This window comes from Streptomyces sp. NPDC058284 (assembly GCF_042881135.1).
GTDB lineage: Bacteria > Actinomycetota > Actinomycetes > Streptomycetales > Streptomycetaceae > Streptomyces.
Genome location: NZ_JBHVYE010000015.1, coordinates 163,693 through 181,654, shown reverse-complemented (window position 1 = coordinate 181,654; position 17,962 = coordinate 163,693). Strand labels below are relative to the sequence as shown.

General features: G+C 70.0%; 21 protein-coding genes and 1 riboswitch. Of the genes, 16 read left to right on the top strand and 5 right to left on the bottom strand.

Annotated elements, in window-relative coordinates; translation table 11 throughout:
* Positions 1 to 99: 99 nt before the first annotated feature.
* Positions 100 to 444 (top strand): hypothetical protein, encoded by a 345-nt coding sequence (locus tag ACFVYR_RS22015; protein ID WP_384262732.1) that lies wholly within the window; start codon positions 100 to 102, stop codon positions 442 to 444.
* A gap of 270 nt (positions 445 to 714) precedes the next feature.
* On the opposite strand, the gene ACFVYR_RS22010 is transcribed toward ACFVYR_RS22015, so the two are convergent.
* Positions 715 to 1,299, bottom strand: a complete 585-nt coding sequence (locus ACFVYR_RS22010) for an isochorismatase family protein (protein ID WP_384263804.1) — start codon at positions 1,297 to 1,299, stop codon at positions 715 to 717.
* Between the two features lie 138 nt (positions 1,300 to 1,437).
* A complete protein-coding gene (locus ACFVYR_RS22005; RefSeq protein ID WP_384263801.1) occupies positions 1,438 to 2,766 on the bottom strand; it encodes a nicotinate phosphoribosyltransferase in 1,329 nt (442 codons plus the stop codon).
* Positions 2,767 to 2,857: 91 nt separating this feature from the next.
* Here ACFVYR_RS22005 and clpS point away from each other — a divergent pair, with 91 nt between their 5' ends.
* From clpS to ACFVYR_RS21955, 10 genes are all read left to right on the top strand, one after another.
* Complete coding sequence (gene clpS, locus ACFVYR_RS22000) at positions 2,858 to 3,172, top strand: ATP-dependent Clp protease adapter ClpS (RefSeq protein ID WP_384263799.1); 315 nt, start codon at positions 2,858 to 2,860, stop codon at positions 3,170 to 3,172.
* Between the two features lie 43 nt (positions 3,173 to 3,215).
* On the top strand, positions 3,216 to 3,818 hold the full coding sequence (locus tag ACFVYR_RS21995; RefSeq protein WP_384263796.1) for a DUF2017 domain-containing protein: 603 nt from the start codon (positions 3,216 to 3,218) through the stop codon (positions 3,816 to 3,818).
* Positions 3,819 to 4,190: 372 nt separating this feature from the next.
* Complete coding sequence (locus ACFVYR_RS21990; RefSeq protein WP_384263793.1) at positions 4,191 to 5,693, top strand: amino acid permease; 1,503 nt, start codon at positions 4,191 to 4,193, stop codon at positions 5,691 to 5,693.
* An 87-nt stretch (positions 5,694 to 5,780) separates the two neighbouring features.
* Complete coding sequence (locus ACFVYR_RS21985) at positions 5,781 to 6,203, top strand: Mov34/MPN/PAD-1 family protein (protein WP_384263790.1); 423 nt, start codon at positions 5,781 to 5,783, stop codon at positions 6,201 to 6,203.
* Positions 6,176 to 6,328, top strand: a riboswitch (cobalamin riboswitch). It overlaps the preceding gene by 28 nt.
* Before the next feature lie 44 nt (positions 6,329 to 6,372).
* On the top strand, positions 6,373 to 7,356 hold the full coding sequence (locus ACFVYR_RS21980; protein WP_384263787.1) for an ABC transporter substrate-binding protein: 984 nt from the start codon (positions 6,373 to 6,375) through the stop codon (positions 7,354 to 7,356).
* A gap of 158 nt (positions 7,357 to 7,514) precedes the next feature.
* Complete coding sequence (locus ACFVYR_RS21975; protein WP_384263806.1) at positions 7,515 to 8,528, top strand: FecCD family ABC transporter permease; 1,014 nt, start codon at positions 7,515 to 7,517, stop codon at positions 8,526 to 8,528.
* Positions 8,525 to 9,352: an ABC transporter ATP-binding protein gene (locus ACFVYR_RS21970; protein WP_384263784.1), complete on the top strand. Its 828-nt coding sequence runs from the start codon at positions 8,525 to 8,527 to the stop codon at positions 9,350 to 9,352. The genes ACFVYR_RS21975 and ACFVYR_RS21970 overlap by 4 nt, the downstream gene beginning before the upstream one ends.
* Positions 9,353 to 9,418: 66 nt before the next feature.
* Positions 9,419 to 9,520 (top strand): putative leader peptide, encoded by a 102-nt coding sequence (locus ACFVYR_RS21965; RefSeq protein ID WP_384263781.1) that lies wholly within the window; start codon positions 9,419 to 9,421, stop codon positions 9,518 to 9,520.
* A gap of 157 nt (positions 9,521 to 9,677) precedes the next feature.
* Positions 9,678 to 9,956 carry a MoaD/ThiS family protein gene (locus ACFVYR_RS21960; RefSeq protein ID WP_384263778.1) on the top strand — a complete coding sequence of 93 codons (279 nt, stop codon included), beginning with the start codon at positions 9,678 to 9,680 and terminating at the stop codon, positions 9,954 to 9,956.
* A gap of 12 nt (positions 9,957 to 9,968) precedes the next feature.
* A complete protein-coding gene (locus ACFVYR_RS21955) occupies positions 9,969 to 10,922 on the top strand; it encodes a PLP-dependent cysteine synthase family protein (RefSeq protein ID WP_384263775.1) in 954 nt (317 codons plus the stop codon).
* A 142-nt stretch (positions 10,923 to 11,064) separates the two neighbouring features.
* On the opposite strand, the gene ACFVYR_RS21950 is transcribed toward ACFVYR_RS21955, so the two are convergent.
* Positions 11,065 to 11,529 (bottom strand): type II toxin-antitoxin system PemK/MazF family toxin, encoded by a 465-nt coding sequence (locus ACFVYR_RS21950; protein ID WP_384263834.1) that lies wholly within the window; start codon positions 11,527 to 11,529, stop codon positions 11,065 to 11,067.
* A 200-nt stretch (positions 11,530 to 11,729) separates the two neighbouring features.
* Between ACFVYR_RS21950 and ACFVYR_RS21945 the strand changes: the two genes are divergently transcribed.
* Positions 11,730 to 12,482 carry an MBL fold metallo-hydrolase gene (locus ACFVYR_RS21945; RefSeq protein WP_384263836.1) on the top strand — a complete coding sequence of 251 codons (753 nt, stop codon included), beginning with the start codon at positions 11,730 to 11,732 and terminating at the stop codon, positions 12,480 to 12,482.
* Positions 12,483 to 12,574: 92 nt separating this feature from the next.
* On the opposite strand, the gene ACFVYR_RS21940 is transcribed toward ACFVYR_RS21945, so the two are convergent.
* The gene (locus tag ACFVYR_RS21940) at positions 12,575 to 13,852 is read right to left on the bottom strand and encodes a PTS transporter subunit EIIC (protein WP_384263839.1); all 1,278 of its coding nucleotides are present in this window, start codon (positions 13,850 to 13,852) and stop codon (positions 12,575 to 12,577) included.
* Between the two features lie 254 nt (positions 13,853 to 14,106).
* Positions 14,107 to 15,432: a PTS transporter subunit EIIC gene (locus tag ACFVYR_RS21935; protein ID WP_384263841.1), complete on the bottom strand. Its 1,326-nt coding sequence runs from the start codon at positions 15,430 to 15,432 to the stop codon at positions 14,107 to 14,109.
* A 208-nt stretch (positions 15,433 to 15,640) separates the two neighbouring features.
* On the opposite strand from ACFVYR_RS21935, the gene ACFVYR_RS21930 reads away from it, so the two are divergent.
* The 4 genes from ACFVYR_RS21930 (at position 15,641) to rdgB (ending at position 17,932) form a co-directional block, all read left to right on the top strand.
* The gene (locus ACFVYR_RS21930) at positions 15,641 to 15,931 is read left to right on the top strand and encodes a glucose PTS transporter subunit EIIB (RefSeq protein ID WP_384263850.1); all 291 of its coding nucleotides are present in this window, start codon (positions 15,641 to 15,643) and stop codon (positions 15,929 to 15,931) included.
* Between the two features lie 98 nt (positions 15,932 to 16,029).
* On the top strand, positions 16,030 to 16,770 hold the full coding sequence (rph, locus tag ACFVYR_RS21925; protein WP_384263843.1) for a ribonuclease PH: 741 nt from the start codon (positions 16,030 to 16,032) through the stop codon (positions 16,768 to 16,770).
* A gap of 126 nt (positions 16,771 to 16,896) precedes the next feature.
* On the top strand, positions 16,897 to 17,292 hold the full coding sequence (locus ACFVYR_RS21920) for a hypothetical protein (RefSeq protein WP_384263845.1): 396 nt from the start codon (positions 16,897 to 16,899) through the stop codon (positions 17,290 to 17,292).
* 34 nt (positions 17,293 to 17,326) lie between these two features.
* Positions 17,327 to 17,932, top strand: a complete 606-nt coding sequence (rdgB, locus tag ACFVYR_RS21915; protein ID WP_384263848.1) for an RdgB/HAM1 family non-canonical purine NTP pyrophosphatase — start codon at positions 17,327 to 17,329, stop codon at positions 17,930 to 17,932.
* The last annotated feature ends 30 nt before the right edge of the window (positions 17,933 to 17,962 follow it).

The following is a 17,962-nucleotide window of genomic DNA, read 5'->3' as shown; positions in this document are numbered from 1 at the left end:
GCGGCGGCCGATCGTGTTTAGGTGCGTCCTGTGGATTTCTTATTGACGCGGGGCCCGGACCGGGGCCTCGTCCGATCCTCAACGGGGGTGTGACCCAGCATGTCCGCAGGAGGTTTCTGCAAGCTGCCGAACGGCAGTGTGGTGGTGGCGCTGACCCTGCCGAGCCCGTCGCCGGGCGACGGCACGGTCAGGATGATCGTGCACGCCGTGAACCGCGCGAGGGCGCTGACCCGGCTGCGGAATCTGGGCCTGCGGGCGGTGTACCTGCGGGGCAACGCGGAGCCGCCGACGCCGGACGAGGTCACGGCGGTCCTGCACCATCCGGACGGCCTCATATGGCGCGGGGCGCCGGATGCCCTGAACGAGCTGTGGCACCCGATCAGAGCCTTGCGCAGACAGCCTCGCGGCGTGTCTCGCGCCAGCGGTTCGGGGGTCGCGTTCTAAGGGGTCGCCGCCCAGCCGGAGGTGCCGTCAAGGGGCGCGGGGAACTGCGCGAGCGGCCCCCGCCGGGGGGGTCGGCCGAAAGACGGGTTTGCTTGGCGGGTTCTGCGGGTGCGGGCGTGCCGTGGCTGGGCGCGCAGTTCCCCGCGCCCCTGGGTGGGCCTCGTTGCCGGCAGACGGCAGGTGGTCCTGGGGTGGGTCTCCTCGCCGCCGGGCCGGAGGTGCCGTCAAGGGGCGCGGGGAACTGCGCGCCCAGCCCCCGCCGGGCAGTCGTCAGACGACAGGCTTTCCCGTCAGTTCCACCCCGGCCGAGCGGAGCTCGGCCATCGCCGCCTCCGTGGTCGCCGCGGAGACCCCGGCCGTCAGGTCGAGAAGGACCGTCGTCCTGAACCCCTCCCGCGCCGCGTCCACCGCCGTGGCCCGCACGCAGTGATCCGTGGCGATGCCGACCACGTCCACCTCCGTGATCTCCCGGCTCCGCAGCCACTCCGCCAAGGAGACCCCGTTCTCGTCGACGCCCTCGAAGCCGCTGTACGCCGCCGAGTAGGCCCCCTTCGAGAAGACTCCGTCGATCGCGCCCGAGGCGACCGCGGGGGCGAAGTTCGGGTGGAAGCCGATGCCCTCCGTGCCGGCCACACAGTGCGGCGGCCAGGAGTCGACGTAGTCGGGGTGGTCGGAGAAGTGGTCGCCGGGGTCGATGTGGTGATCGCGGGTGGCCACGACGTGGCGGTAGCCCGCGGGGGCCTGGCCGATCAGCTCGGTGATGGCGGCGGCCACGTCCGCGCCACCGGCGACCGCGAGGCTGCCGCCTTCGCAGAAGTCGTTCTGCACGTCTACGACGATCAGTGCGCGGCGCATGAGGCGTGTCCTTCGCTCGGCAGGGCGGGATCGGTGGGGGACTCGGCCGGATGAACCGAGCGTAGAGACTTCACGTGCGTTGCGGGAGGGGGCGCCTGCGCGGCGCCCCCGAGGCCCACGGCCACACGGACGCGGACGTCAGACGTACTCCGTCGGAATGACCGCCTCGCCCCGCGACAGCTGCGTCGCAGAGAGCGGCAGCCCGCCGCGCGCGGCGGCGTGCCGGTCGCGGACCGCGTCCAGCGGCTCGCGGGCCACCACCTCGCCGCCCTTGACCAGCTCGACCAGGAGCTGCCGGTCGGCCAGCGCCGTCGGCACGGGCCCGGTGCCGATGACCTCGGCCTCGGCGACCCCGTACGCGTCGGTCCTGCGCGCCGCCCACTTGCGGCCGCCCATCGAGGATTTGGCGCCGAGCGACTTCTTTGCCACCGGCTCCAGGGGGGCCTTGGGGTCCGCCGAGTGCGCGCGGGCCACCAGCTTGTAGACCATGGAGGCGGTGGGGTGCCCGGAGCCGGTGACGAGCTGCGTGCCCACGCCGTACGCGTCGACGGGCGCCGCGGCGAGCGAGGCGATGGCGTACTCGTCGAGGTCGGAGGTCACGACGATCTTCGTCTCCGTGGCGCCGAGCTCGTCCAGCTGCTGCCGCACCCGGTGGGCGACGAGCAGCAGGTCACCGGAGTCGATGCGGACGGCGCCCAGCTCGGGCCCGGCGACCTCGACGGCCATCCGGACCGCCTCCGTCACGTCGTACGTGTCGACGAGCAGCGTCGTGCCGCGGCCGAGCGAGTCGACCTGGGCGCGGAACGCGTCGCGTTCGTTGTCGTGCAGGAGGGTGAAGGCGTGGGCGCTGGTGCCGACGGTCGGGATGCCGTAGCGGAACCCGGCGGCCAGGTCCGAGGTGGTGGCGAAGCCGCCGACGTAGGCGGCGCGGGAGGCGGCGACGGCGCCCAGCTCGTGGGTGCGGCGGGCGCCCATCTCGATCAGCGGGCGGTCCCCAGCGGCCGAGGACATCCGGGAGGCGGCGGCGGCGATGGCCGAGTCGTGGTTGAGGATGGAGAGGATCACGGTCTCCAGGAGCACGCACTCGGCGAAGGAACCCTCGACCCGCAGGATCGGGGAGCCCGGGAAGTACACCTCGCCCTCGGGGTAGCCCCAGATGTCGCCGCTGAAGCGGTAGTCGGCGAGCCAGGCGAGCGTGGCCTCGTCGACGATGTCGCGCTCGCGCAGGAAGCCGAGGACACCGGCGTCGAAGCGGAAGTTCTCCACGGCGTCCAGGACCCGGCCCGTTCCGGCCACCACGCCGTAGCGTCGGCCCTCGGGCAGTCTGCGGGTGAAGACCTCGAAGACCGAACGCCGGTCGCCGGTGCCCGCTTTCAGTGCGGCCTGCACCATCGTCAGCTCGTACTGGTCCGTGAAGAGCGCTGTCGAGGGAACATCCACCGGCAGGCCCAGGTCCGCTGTGTTCATACGAAGGATGCTACCCCCAATCTCGTCACTCTGACGATTTCACGAGGCGCGCGGCAGGCCATTTGTGCGAGGCGCCCCGCGGGGTGGCAGCATGGGTCGGGTGAGTACGGCTCCCGCAGAAATCACCCGCCCGGATTCGGACGAAGAGGCGCTCGCCGTCCCCGAACCGGACGTGCCCTGGATCACGCTCGTGCACAACGACCCGGTCAATCTGATGAGTTACGTGACGTACGTGTTCCAGACGTACTTCGGCTACTCGAAGGACAAGGCCACGAAGCTGATGATGGACGTGCACCAGAAGGGGCGTGCGGTCGTCTCCAGCGGCACCCGTGAGGAGATGGAGCGCGACGTGCAGGCCATGCACGGCTACGGCCTGTGGGCCACCCTTCAGCAGGACCGCAAGTAGTGGCCCGCCAGCAGCGTACGGACCGGAAGCAGCGACGCATCTGATGCCAGGACAATTCGAACCGACTCCGGGCGGCGGCGCCGCCGTCGCGCTCGACGAGGTCGAGATCTCGATCATCCGTTCCCTCGCCGTGCAGCTCCTGGAGCTGATCGGTCCCGGTCCGGGTGGCGAGGTCTCCGACGACCCGCTCGCGGAGCTCTTCGCCGAGGGGCCGAGCGAGCCGCCCGCCGATCCGGTGATGCGGCGCCTGCTGCCCGACGCGTATGGCGGTCCGGCGAGCGAGGGCGGTCCGGGTGACGCCGAGGAGACGCGGGCGTACTCGGCGGAGTTCCGCCGTTTCACGGAGAACGACCTGCGTGCCAGGAAGCGCGACGACGCCCTGGCCGTGATCCGTTCGCTGGACTCGGTGAACGCCTCCGGCGACGGCGGAGCTGTCCTGAAACTGTCGGTCGAGGAGTCCCGGCAGTGGCTGGGCGCCCTCAACGACCTCCGGCTCGCGATCGGCACCCGCCTGGAGGTCACCGACGAGGACGACGCCGATCTGCTCTACAGCCTCCCGGACACCGACCCCCGCAAGCCGATGGTGATGGCCTACCTCTGGCTGGGCGGACTGCAGGAAACGCTGGTCGGGACGTTGCTGGACTGATTCCGGGCAGAATTCGGTGCATACGGCAGCGAAATTTGTTGTAGAGGACAGGTTCCGTTCACCGGACGGACCGTTCGCTCAGCGGACGCTCAAATCCGCATAACGATCGCGTCAAGTCGGTGCCCGCATTTAGGGTGCCAAGGGCGGTTTGTCCGCTTCTTCTTGTGGTGTACGCCACAGGTGGCTCATTCCCTCACTGTTGCCCCCGTGATAAATCTTCACGACCACTCGGTGACGCCACCCATGTCGCCGAGGGCGCTCGAGCCGGCAGACCGCCGGTAGCACTCCATCCATATCCGGGGGGATCAGGACCTGATCCGCAGCCACAACGCAGATGAGCGGGCGCGGATCAGCATGGAGAAAGGCGTCACCATGACCTCAGTGCAGGTCGAAGAGCACCACGACGAGCACGGCGGCAGTGGGGTCGTGCAGGGTTCGTCCGGCGAGGGCGAGGGGTATCAGCGCGGGCTCGGGGCCCGGCAGATCCAGATGATCGCGATCGGCGGTGCCATCGGCACCGGCCTGTTCCTCGGCGCGGGCAAGGCCATTCACAAGGCGGGGCCCAGCCTCATCCTGGCGTACGCCATCGCGGGCCTCGTCATCTTCTTCATCATGCGGGCGCTCGGCGAGCTCCTCATGTACCGGCCCGTGTCCGGCTCCTTCTCGGAGTACGCACGCGAGTTCATGGGCCCGTTCTTCGGCTTCGTGACCGGCTGGACGTACTGGCTCTTCTGGGTCGTCACCGGCATCACGGAAGTCACCGCGGCCGCCCAGTACATGCAGTACTGGACCCACGACTCCTTCCCGCAATGGGCGTACGCGCTCGTCTTCACCGTCATCCTGTACGGCGCGAACCTCATCTCCGTGAAGCTCTTCGGCGAGCTGGAGTTCTGGTTCTCGATGGTCAAGGTCACCGCCATCATCGGCATGATCCTGATCTGCGTCGGCATCCTCACCATCGGCTTCTCCGACGCCGGTGACACCGCCTCCGTGACCCACCTGTGGGACGAGGGCGGCTTCTTCCCCAACGGCATCGGCTCCACGCTGATGACGCTCCAGATCGTGATGTTCGCCTTCCTCGCCGTCGAGCTCGTCGGCGTCACCGCGGGCGAGTCCAAGGACCCGAAGACCGTCCTGCCCAAGGCCATCAACACCGTGCCGTGGCGCATCGCCGTCTTCTACGTCGGCGCGCTCATCATGATCCTGTCGGTCGTCCCGTGGACGACGTTCAAGCCCGATGTCTCGCCGTTCGTCGCCGCCTTCGAGAAAATGGGCCTCGGCGTCGGCGCCGCCATCGTGAACTTCGTGGTCCTCACCGCCGCGCTCTCCTCCTGCAACTCCGGCATGTACTCCACCGGCCGCATGCTGCGCGACCTGGCGCTCAACGGCCAGGGCCCGAAGTTCTTCACCAAGCTCACGAAGAACGGCCTGCCGCTGATCGGCACCACGGCCTCCGCCGCGTGCATGCTGGTCGGCGTCTGGATCAACTACCAGTGGCCCGGCAAGGCGTTCACCTACGTCGTCTCCTTCGCGACCATCTCCGGCATGTGGGCCTGGATCATGATCCTCGCCTGCCAGATCCGCTACCGCCGCAAGGCCGACCGCGGCGAGCTGCCGCAGTCCACCTTCCGGGCGCCCGGTGCCCCGTACACCAGCTGGTTCGCGCTGCTCTTCATCGGCATGGTCATCGTGATGATGGGCATCGACAAGGACAACCGTGTCTCGCTGTACGCCGCCCCGGTCTGGGCCGCGATCCTGACGGTGTCGTACCTGGTGCTCAAGAGCCGCAACCCGCAGGCGGCCGCCTTCAACAAGCGCAAGACCGCCGTCGACGGCTCGGTCACCGCCGACAGCACGCCGGTCGGGAAGGACTGACACCGCTTCCCAGAGCGTTGTCCAGCATTCGGGCCCGCCCGTACCACACTTCGGTACGGCGCGGGCCCTCTGCTTATCCTGACTCCCATGCTGACCCTCACCCAGGCCCTCCACGACCAGATCGTCGCGCACGCGCGCCAGGACCACCCCGACGAGGCCTGCGGCGTCGTCGCGGGCCCGGCGGGCACCGGCCGCCCCGAGCGGTTCATCCCCATGCTGAACGCCGCGCGCTCGCCCACGTTCTACGAGTTCGACTCGGGTGACCTGCTGAAGCTCTACCGCGAGATGGACGACCGCGACGAGGAGCCGGTGATCGTCTACCACTCGCACACGGCCACCGAGGCCTACCCCTCGCGCACCGACATCACCTACGCCAACGAGCCCGGCGCCCACTACGTCCTGGTCTCCACGGCGGACACCGACGGCGCGGGCCCCTTCCAGTTCCGCTCGTACCGCATCGTGGACGGCGAGGTCACCGAAGAAGAGGTAAAGGTCGTACAGGCATACTGATCTTTACCAACGAGGGCGGCAGGAGCCAGGAAGCCGGTGCGAACCCGGCACGGTCCCGCCACTGTGACCCCACCCCATAGTCGGGGCGGGGGAGTCAGGAACTGACCTGCCGCCTTCCTCCCACGCAACGCAGGGGACGCGGAAATCCCCTGGAGGAGGCAGTCCCGTCATGCCCCGGTCCCACCGGCCCCTGCGCGCCCTCGTCACGGCCGCCCTGCTCGCCCCGCTCGCCGCCTGCTCCACCTCGGCGGCGGACGACGACTCCGGGCCCGCCGCCAAGGCCGCCGGATTCCCGTACACCGTCACCAACTGCGGCGTGCGGACGACGTACGACGCACCCCCGAAGCGCGCCGTCACCATGAACCAGCACGCCACCGAAGTGATGCTGGAACTCGGCCTGAAGGACCGGCTGGCCGGTACCGCCTACCTCGACGACGAGGTCCTGCCGAAGTACAAGAAGGCGTACGAGTCGATCCCGGTGCTCGCCAAGGAGTACCCCTCCTACGAGAAGCTGCTCTCCGCCAACCCCGACTACGTGTACGGCGGTTACGCGAGCGCCTTCCTCGCCGGTGACGGACGCAGCCGCTCGGCCCTCGCCAAGTCCGGCATCGACAGCCGCCTCAACATCGAGGGCTGCGCCGGGCACCCCGTCTCCATGGACGACGTCTACCGCGAGGTCCGCGAGGTCGGCGCCACGTTCGGGGTGCGGGCGCGGGCCGAGAAATGGGTGAGCGCCGCCCGCCGTGAACTGGCCGCCACCGCGGAGAAGTCACGGTCCCGGTCCAAGGGTGAGAAGCCCCGCTCCGTCTTCGTCTACGACAGCGGCGACAAGACCGCGTTCACGGCGGGCGGCCGGGGCATCGGCAACGACATCATCGAGCGGGCGGGCGGCCACAACGTCTTCGCCGACGTCGACAAGTCCTTCACCGACGCGTCCTGGGAGAAGGTCGTCGAGCGCAAGCCCGAAACGATCCTGACCCTCGACTACGGCGCCATGACCGTCACCCAGAAGAAGAAGCGCCTCCTCGACGACCCGGCCCTCCAGGACGTCCCCGCCATCAAGAACGAGAGCTTCGCGGTCCTGCGCCTGTCGGACGTGGTCACGGGCGTACGAGCACCGGAGGCGGTGAGGAAGCTGGCGGCGCAGCTGTGAGCCGGACCATTCAGCGCGTGGGTCGGATCACCCAGCCCGTGGGGCGGATCATCCAGCGCGTGGGGCGGACCACCCAGCCCGCGGGGCGGATCATCCAGCCCGTCCGGCGTTTGAGGACGAGCCCGAAGGGCGATGGGCCGAGCTCACGGGGGCGGCACCTGACGATACTGACCGTCCTCACCGCAACCCTGGCGGCCACCGCCCTCGCCGGTCTCGCACTCGGCTCCGTGCGGATCCCCCCGGCCCACGTCATGGAGATCCTCACCGGCAGAGCGGAACCCTCCCCGTTCAGAACCATCGTCCTCGACGTAAGACTCCCGAGAGTCATCCTCGGAGCCACCGTCGGAGGCGGCCTCGCAGTCATCGGCGCCGTCCTCCAGGCCCTCGTCCGCAACCCCCTCGCGGACCCGTTCCTGCTGGGCGTCTCCTCCGGCGCCTCGGTGGGCGCCGTCTGCGCCATCGTGCTCGGCGGCGTCTTCGGCCTCGGCGCCGCCCTGTCGACCACCGTCACCATCCCGGCCGCCGCCTTCGCGGGTGCCCTGCTCTCGCTCGTCCTCGTCTACGCCCTGGCCAGAAGCGGGGGCGGCGGCTTCGCCACTGGCCGGCTGATCCTCGCGGGCGTCGCCGTCTCGTACATCCTGACCGCGCTGACCAGCCTCATCCTGGTCACCGCCGACAGCGCGGACCACGTCAAGGAAGTCCTCTACTGGACGCTCGGCGGCCTCGGCAGCGCCCGCTGGGACATGCTCGCCCTGCCCTGCTCCGTCCTCATCCTCGGCACGGCCCTCCTCGTCGCCATGGCCCGCCCCCTCGATCTGCTCCTCGCGGGCGAGGAGGGCGCCACCGTCCTCGGCCTGGACGCGACCCGCTTCCGTGTCACCGTCTTCGTCCTCGCCTCCCTGCTGACCGGTGTCCTGGTCGCCTACAGCGGGGCCATCGGGTTCGTCGGCCTGATGGTGCCGCACGCCGCCCGCATGCTGGTCGGCGCCGCCCACCGCGCGCTGTTGCCGGTCGTGGCGCTGATGGGCGCGGTCTTCCTGGTCGCCGCCGACCTCGCCGCGCGCACCGTCGCCGCGCCGCAGGACATCCCCGTCGGCGTGCTCACCGCGCTGACCGGCGGCCCCTTCTTCCTCTGGCTGCTGCGGCGACGTACCGAAGGAGTCCCGGCATGAACGCGCGGAACCCCGGCACGAGCGTGGAACCGGGTGGCCCCCGCCCCACCGGCGAGCTGCGCACGGAAGGCCTCTCCTACGAGATCGGCGGGCGCCTCCTCGTCGACGCCGTCGACCTCACCGCCGCCCCCGGCGAGACCGTCGGCGTCGTCGGCCCCAACGGCAGCGGCAAGACGACACTGCTGCGCTGCGTGTACGGCACCCTGCGTCCCACCGGGGGCCGCGCCCTCCTCGACGGCGACGACCTGCACACCATGACCGCGAAGGCGCGCGCCCGGCGCCTCGCCACGGTCCCGCAGGACGGCCAGGCCGCCTTCGAGCTCAGCGTCCGGCAGGTCGTCGCGATGGGCCGCTCCCCGCACAAACGGTTCTGGGAGGCGGACACGGCGGCCGACGACGAGCTGGTCACGGCGGCGCTCGCCAGGGTCGGCGTCGGGGAACTGGCCGACCGCGCCTTCCCCTCCCTCTCCGGCGGCGAACGCCAGCGCGCCCTCGTCGCCCGCGCCCTGGTGCAACAGCCCACCCTCGTCGTCCTCGACGAACCCACGAACCACCTGGACATCCGCTACCAGCTCGGCATCCTCTCCTTCGTACGCGGCCTCGGCACGACCAACCTGCTCGCCCTGCACGACCTGAACCTCGCCGCGTACTACTGCGACCGCCTCTACGTCCTCGACGGGGGCCGCGTGGTCGCCTCCGGGACGCCCGAGGAGGTCCTCACCGCCGAGCTGCTCGCCACCGTGTACGGCGTGACGGCCGAGGTCGGCGTCCATCCGCTGACCGGCGCCCCGACCGTCGTCTATCTGCCGCCGCCCGCATCCTGAACGCTTTGGGTCCAGCAGATGAGATCACATTCCGGGATCCGGACCGGGAATCGATACGATGACCGCATGGTTTCCCACGACGTGAGCGAAAAGACGCCGGGCGCACTGCTCGTTGCGCGGCTGCACGTCGACCTGTGCCGCCTCGCCAGCGCGATCTGTTCCCGCTGAACCGCGCTGCCGCACGGCTGTGGGTCTCCTGGCCCGCGGGTCCCGGCGCCGCACCCCGTACGCGCACCACCGCACGGCAGCACGCCCGCCGCGCGCCCACGACCCGCACCGCTCGACTTCCCGACGCACTCACCGATCCCCGACAGGAGCCCCCAGCATGGCCATCGAGGTCCGCATCCCGACCATCCTCCGCACCTACACCGACGGAGCCAAGGCCGTCGAGGGCAACGGGGGCACCCTCGCCGAGCTCCTCACCGACCTCGACTCGCGCCACAACGGCATCGCCGAGCGCATCGTCGACGGCGACAAGCTGCGCCGCTTCGTGAACGTGTACCTGAACGACGAGGACGTCCGCTTCCTGGACGGCATCTCCACGAAGCTCGCCGACGGCGACAACGTCACGATCCTGCCGGCCGTCGCCGGCGGCATGGTCTAGGCCCGATCCCGGATGCCTCGCTACGACTCCCCGCTCGCCGCGGTCGGCAACACGCCGCTCGTCCGTCTGCCGCGGCTCTCCCCCGCGGACGACGTCCGCATCTGGGCCAAGCTGGAGGACCGCAATCCCACCGGTTCCGTCAAGGACCGGCCCGCCCTCCACATGGTCGAACAGGCCGAGAAGGACGGCCGGTTGACGCCCGGTTGCACGATCCTGGAGCCGACCTCCGGCAACACCGGCATCTCGCTCGCCATGGCGGCCAAGCTCAAGGGCTACCGCATCGTGTGCGTCATGCCGGAGAACACCTCCCAGGAGCGGCGCGACCTGCTCGCCATGTGGGGCGCCGAGATCATCTCCTCCCCGGCGGCCGGCGGCTCCAACACCGCCGTCCGCGTCGCCAAGGAGCTGTCCGCGGAGCACCCGGACTGGGTGATGCTCTACCAGTACGGCAACCCCGACAACGCGGGCGCGCACTACGCGACCACCGGTCCCGAGATCCTCGCCGACCTGCCCTCCGTCACCCACTTCGTGGCCGGACTCGGCACCACCGGCACGCTCATGGGCGTCGGCCGCTACCTGCGCGAGCAGAAGCCCGACATCAAGATCGTCGCCGCCGAGCCGCGCTACGACGACCTCGTCTACGGCCTGCGCAACCTCGACGAGGGCTTCGTCCCCGAGCTGTACGACGCCTCCGTCCTGACCACCCGCTTCTCGGTGGGCTCCGCCGACGCGGTGACGCGCACGCGTGAACTCCTCCAGGAGGAGGGGATCTTCGCGGGCGTCTCCACGGGGGCCGCGCTGCACGCGGCGATCGGGGTCGGCAAGAAGGCGGTCAAGGCGGGGGAGTCCGCCGACATCGTCTTCGTCGTCGCCGACGGCGGGTGGAAGTACCTGTCGACGGGCGTCTACACCGCGGCCACGACGGAAGAGGCGATCGAGACGTTGCAGGGCCAGCTGTGGGCTTAGCCGCCCCGGAGGGCGGGGGCACGGGGCTCGGTTGAGTCACCGGCTTCGCCGAGTTCGTCCTCAAGCGCCGGACGGGCTTGAAATCCACGGGGCTCACGCCGCTGCGGGGACTGGGCATCCAGTCCCCGCAGCGGCGTTCCGGTTAGCCACCGGCCAAGTACTTCACCCGATCCCACAGCACCGGATCCACCACCCCGGCCCTGCGCCGGAACTCGCCCAGCGGTACGTCCCGCAGCTCGTCCGTCTCCAGGAAGCTCGGGCGGCCCTGAGCGTCGCCCACCGCACCCGGCGGGAGCGTGATCACGCCCGCTCGCTCGTCGTGGTACTTGCTGGTGATCTTCGCGACCCGGGCGTTCCCGCCCCGCACCGACAGGACCAGGCACGGGCGGTCCTTGCCGCCGGGGCCGTCCTCGTACGGCACCTGCGCCCACCAGATCTCCGCAGGTCGCGGCGCGGGCAACCGGCGCCGGGGGTCTCGTGGCGGCCGTGTCCTGCCGGGCGGCCGGGAGCTGGACGCACGGGGGCCGCGCCCCCAGCCGTCCACCAGCGTGACGACGAGCGCGAGCACCACCACGGCGCCCAGCGCCAGCCACCAGGACGTGTCCATGGGGTCGACGGTACCGGCGCGCGCGCCCCGCCGCCCACCGCGCCCCGAGCGCCCCAGGAGACCCCCGAACCGGTGACAGTGCAGGTGAGTTCCCCCACAACAGCCGGTGACGGAGGAACGACCAGCCCTTTTGCGCCTTACGCTCGACGGACCGCACACCACCCCCCAGACTCTCCTGCCAGCGCGGAGGTTCCAGCTTCATGAAGCTCACCGTCGTCGGCTGCTCGGGGTCGTTTCCGTCCGCGGACTCGGCCTGCTCGAGCTACCTCGTCGAGGCCGACGGCTTCCGGTTGCTGCTCGACATGGGCAACGGCGCCCTCGGCGAGCTGCAGCGCCACATCGGTCTGTACGACCTGGACGCGGTCTTCCTCAGCCACCTGCACGCCGATCACTGCATCGACATGTGCGCGTACTTCGTCGCGCGCTACTACCGGCACGAGGGCGGCCGCTGCGCCCCCATCCCGGTCTTCGGCCCCGAAGGCACCGAGCAGCGCCTGACCACCGCGTACGCCGACACGCCCTCCGCCTCCTCGATGAGCGAGGTCTTCGACTTCCACACGGTCAAGCCGGGCTCGTTCGACATCGGCCCGTTCGCCGTGCGCACCGAGAAGATGTGCCACCCCGTCGAGGCGTACGCCATCCGGGTCGAGCACGCCGGGAAGTCCCTCACGTACTCCGGTGACACCGGGCCCTGCGAGGCGCTGGACAAGCTCGCCGAGGGCACCGACTTCTTCCTGTGCGAGGCCGCCTTCACCCACGGCAAGGAGAACATCCCCGACCTGCATCTGAACGGCCGCGAGGCGGGGGAGTCCGCGCGGCGTGCCGATGCAGGAAGGTTGCTGCTCACGCACATCCCGCCGTGGACGGACCCGCAGGTGAACCTCGCGGACGCACGCGCCGTGTACGAGGGTCCGGCCGGCCTCGCGGCGCCCGGCGCGACGTACGAGATCTGACCCGATCAGATCCGACCCGATCCGGTCCGACTCGTAACAGAGCCCCCGCCGTTGACTACGGCGGGGGCTCTGTCACGGGTCTGGCGGGGAGGCTACTTGCCCTCCGCCTTCTGCAGTTCGGCCAGCTCCTCGTCGGACTCGCGGCCCGGCGTCGGCAGGTTGAACTTGGTGATCGCGAAGCGGAAGACCACGTAGTAGACCGCCGCGAAGCAGAGGCCGACCAGGGCCAGGCCCCACGGGTTCTTCGCGATGCCGAGGTTCAGCAGGAAGTCGACCGCGCCGGCCGAGAAGCCGAAGCCGTCCTTCATGCCGAGCGCCCAGGTCAGCGCCATGGAGACACCGGTGAGCACCGCGTGGATCGCGTACAGGACCGGCGCGATGAACATGAAGGTGAACTCGATCGGCTCGGTCACACCGGTCACGAACGCGGTGGCAGCGAGGGAGAACATCATGCCGCCGACGACCTTGCGGCGCTCGGGACGGGCGCAGTGCACGATCGCGAGGCAGGCGGCCGGGAGGGCGAACATCATGATCGGGAAGAAGCCGGTCATGAACTGGCCCGCGGACGGGTCATGGTGCAGGAAGCGCGCGATGTCGCCGTGGTAGTCCACGCCGCCGTCGGTGTGCGTGCCCGCCTGGAACCACGGGAAGGAGTTCAGGAGGTGGTGCATGCCGACGGGGATCAGCGCACGGTTGGCGACACCGAAGACGCCCGCGCCGACGGCGCCCGAACCGACGAGCCACTCACTGAAGTTGTGGATGGCGGTGCCGAGGACCGGCCAGATCAGACCGAAGACGATGCCCGCGACCAGACCCGCGAAGGCGGAGAGGATCGGGACGAGACGGCGCCCGCCGAAGAAGCCGGCCCAGTCGGGCAGCTTGGTCCGGTAGAACTTCTGGTACAGCAGGGCGACGATGATGCCCATGACCACGCCGCCGAGCACACCGGCGTTGACCGGCGCCTCGTTCATGACGATCTTGCCGTCGACGACGGAGGCGACCTTCGGCAGGTTCTTGTCCGTGAAGGTGCCGAGCACCTTCTGGAAGACCAGGTAGCCGGTGACGGCCGCGAGGGCCGTGGAGCCGTCCGACTTCTTCGCGAAGCCGATCGCGATGCCGACGCAGAACAGCAGCGCCATGTTGTCGAGCAGCGCGCCACCGCCCGCCGCCATGTAGCTCGCGAGCTTGTTGATGAAGGTCGGGAACGACTCCTTGCCGAGCATGTCGTCCTGGCCGAAACGGACCAGGAGGGCTGCGGCGGGCAGCACAGCGACCGGCAGCATCAGGCTGCGGCCGATGCGCTGCATGACAGCCATCACGCCGGCGCCCTTTTTCTTGTCGGCCGCGGGGGCGGCACTGGCCGTAGGCACAACTTCCTCCAGTGGGCAAGGCGCCGCCAGGGGACAGTTAAGTGGAAGACGGCGGCGTCTCAGGGGGACGCGGCGAGAAGGCCGCGTGGTCTACACCAATAGTGGTGTAGACCTGTTGTAGCACGGTGAAGGTGACGTAAGGAACCCGTGATTCCTGTTGGCTGGGTCATATCTGGATATGACAGGCCAAAGGCCCTCGGACCTGAGGTCCGAGGGCCTGGTTGGACGGCGAGAAGGCGGCCGGGCGGCGGGAGTTAGGCCTTCGTCTGCTCCCGGTCCAGGGCCTCCGCCTCCTCCTCCGGTTCACGTCCCGGAGTGTGCAGATCGAACTTCGTGATGACGAAGCGGAACAGCGCGTAGTAGACGAGGGCGAAGCAGAGACCGATCGGAATGATCAGCCATGGCTTGGTCGCGAGACTCCAGTTGATGACGTAGTCGATCAGCCCCGCCGAGAAGCTGAAACCGTCCTTCACGCCCAGCGCCCACGTCACCGCCATCGACACGCCCGTGAGCACCGCGTGGATCGCGTACAGCACCGGCGCGATGAAGAGGAACGAGTACTCGATCGGCTCGGTGATCCCCGTGACGAACGACGTCAGGCCGACCGAGAGCATCAGGCCGCCCACCACCTTGCGCCGCTCCGGGCGCGCGCAGTGCGTGATCGCGAGGGCCGCCGCGGGCAGCGCGAACATCATGATGGGGAAGAAGCCCGAGGTGAACTGGCCCGCCGTCGGGTCCCCCGCGAGGAACCGGTTGATGTCACCGTGCACCATCGTGCCGTCCGGCTTCGTGTAGTCGCCGAACTGGAACCAGACGAACGTGTTCAAGAACTGGTGCAGGCCGACCGTGAGCAGCGCGCGGTTGGCGACACCGAAGATGCCCGAGCCCAGCCAGCCGAGGTCGACGAGCCACTTGGAGAAGCTGGTCAGCGCGTCGCCGATGGGCGGCCAGATCCATACGCACAGGCCCGCGAAGACCAGCCCGACGAAGGCCATGATGATCGGCACCAGGCGGCGGCCGTTGAAGAAGCCGAGCCAGTCGACCAGCTTCACGCGGTGGTAGCGCTGCCAGAACCAGGCGGAGAGCAGCCCCATCACGATGCCGCCGAACACCCCCGGATTCTGGTACGCGGCCTGCGCGACCGTCCCGTCCTCGGCCACGCACACCCCGCTCCACATGCCCGCGGCGCCGAACGTGGTGTCCAGCGGGCAGCCCTCGGGGAAGGCGCGGAGCACCGCGTAGTAGACGAGGAAGCCCGCGACCGCCGCGAGCGCCGTGGAGCCGTCCGCCTTCTTCGCCATGCCGATCGCGACGCCGATGCAGAACAGCAGCGGAAGGCCGAGCGAGGAGTCGAGCAACGAACCGCCCGCGGCCGCGAAGACCTTGGCGACGTTGGTCCAGCCGAGGCCGTCGTCGCCGAAGACGTCGGGCTGGCCGAGGCGGTTCAGGATGCCGGCGGCGGGGAGGACCGCGATGGGCAGCTGGAGGCTGCGGCCCATCTTCTGAAGGCCCTGGAAGAGGCCGTTCCACCACTTCTTCTGCGGCTTCTTCTGCGGCACCGCCGCGGCTTGCGAACTCATCGGCGTCCTTCCCGGAACAAGCCAGGTTTGGCGGTCGTTGAAAACTGGTGTAGACCAGTTGCGGAACGGTGGGAGTGCCGCCCGACGCGGGACGGCACCTTGATCGTCATCATTGGGCACGACGGACGTCACCGCCCGCGAAGATGGTCCAACCGTGCGTTACCGTGGCAAAGCGGACCGACGGCGGGTCGAACGCCGCGTCCTTTGGCTGCACCTCCGGGGCGAGCCCGGGACCCCCAGCCGTGAGAACAACAGGGAGAACACCATGGCCAGCAAGGCTGAGAAGATCGTCGCCGGGCTCGGCGGCATCGACAACATCGAAGAGGTCGAGGGCTGCATCACCCGCCTGCGCACCGAGGTCAAGGACCCCGGCCTGGTCGACGACGCAGCCCTGAAGGCCGCGGGCGCCCACGGCGTCGTGAAGATGGGCACCGCGATCCAGGTCGTCATCGGCACCGACGCCGACCCGATCGCCGCGGACATCGAAGACATGATGTGAGTTCCTGAACTCACCGGGGACTCGCCGAGGACCCACGGACGAGGGGCCCTCCCACGCTCGGGAAGGGCCCCTCACCCATGTCCGGATAGGCTCGACGCATGTCCTCAACGCCCCGCATCGACGGCCGCACCCCCGAACAACTCCGCCCGATCACCATCGAACGCGGCTGGAGCAAGCACGCCGAGGGCTCCGTCCTCATCTCCTTCGGCGACACCAAGGTCTTCTGCACCGCATCCGTCACCGAAGGCGTCCCGCGCTGGCGCAAGGGCAGCGGCGAGGGCTGGGTCACCGCCGAGTACTCGATGCTGCCCCGCTCCACCAACACCCGCGGCGACCGCGAGTCCGTCCGCGGCAAGATCGGCGGCCGCACCCACGAGATCAGCCGCCTCATCGGCCGCAGCCTCCGCGCCGTCATCGACTACAAGGCGCTCGGCGAGAACACCATCGTCCTGGACTGCGACGTCCTCCAGGCCGACGGCGGCACCCGCACCGCCGCCATCACCGGCGCCTACGTCGCCCTCGCCGACGCCGTCACCTGGGCCCAGGGCAAGAAGATCATCAAGGCCGGCCGCAAGCCCCTCACCGACACCGTCAGCGCCGTCTCCGTCGGCATCGTCGGCGGCGTACCGCTCCTCGACCTCTGCTACGAGGAAGACGTCAGGGCCGACACCGACATGAACGTCGTCTGCACCGGCGACGGCCGCTTCGTCGAGGTCCAGGGCACCGCCGAGGCCGAGCCCTTCGCCCGCAAGGAACTGAACGCGCTCCTCGACCTCGCCGTCGGCGGCTGCGAGGACCTCACCGCCTTCCAGCGCGAGGCACTGGAAGCGACGCGCTGACGCGCCGGCGCTCCGCGAGGAACGGCGGCCGGCCAGGCAACCAACCACCCCTCTCCGGGCGTTCTTACGAGTACGGGCGCGCGGGCAGAGCCGCGCGCCCGTCGTACCCCGGGGAGGGACCGAACCATGGCCGCGCGCCACCGTCGTATCGCCACCGCCGTCGCCACGGCACTGATCGTCATCCCGGCCGGCGCCGGCCTCGTCGGCTGCGACGCCGTCTCGAAGGCCTTGGACTGCGTCCAGACCGCGGACACCATCGCCGACAGCGTCACCGACCTCCAGCAGGCCGTCGAGAACGCGGGCGACAACCCCGCCGAGGCCGACCGCGCCCTCGACGACATCGGCAAGAACCTGGACAAGATCGGCGAGAAGACCGACGACACGGACGTGAACAAGGCCGTCGACCACCTCGACGAGGCCGTCGACAACGTCCGCAAGTCCATCAGGAACGGCGACGCCACACCGGACGTCGGCCCGGTCACCGACGCGGCGGGCGAACTGACGAAGGTCTGCACGCCGTGACGGACGCGGGTCGGGCCCCCGGGATACTGGGGCCATGACCCGCCTCATCCTCGCCACCCGTAACACCGGCAAGATCACGGAACTGAAGGCCATCCTCGCCGACGCGGGCCTCGCCCACGAACTCGTCGGCGCGGGCGCCTACCCCCAGATCCCCGACGTCAGGGAAACCGGCGTCACCTTCGCCGAGAACGCCCTCCTCAAGGCGCACGCCCTCGCCCAGGCCACCGGCCTGCCCGCCGTCGCCGACGACTCCGGCCTCTGCGTCGACGTACTCGGCGGCGCCCCCGGCATCTTCTCCGCCCGCTGGGCCGGCCGCCACGGCGACGACCGCGCCAACCTCGACCTGCTCCTGGCCCAGCTCGGCGACATCGAGGCGCCCGAACACCGCACCGCCCACTTCGCCTGCGCGGCGGCACTGGCCCTCCCCGACGGTACGGAACGCGTGGTCGAAGGCCGCCTGCGAGGCGTACTGCGCCACACCCCCTCCGGCACGGGCGGCTTCGGCTACGACCCGATCCTCCAGCCGGACGGCGAGAGCCGCACGTGCGCGGAGCTGACCCCCGCGGAGAAGAACGCGATCAGCCATCGCGGGGAGGCGTTCCGGGGGCTGGTGCCGGTGGTGCGGGAGTTGTTGGGCTGAGGCGAACGGGCCGTGGGGCCGGTCTCGGAC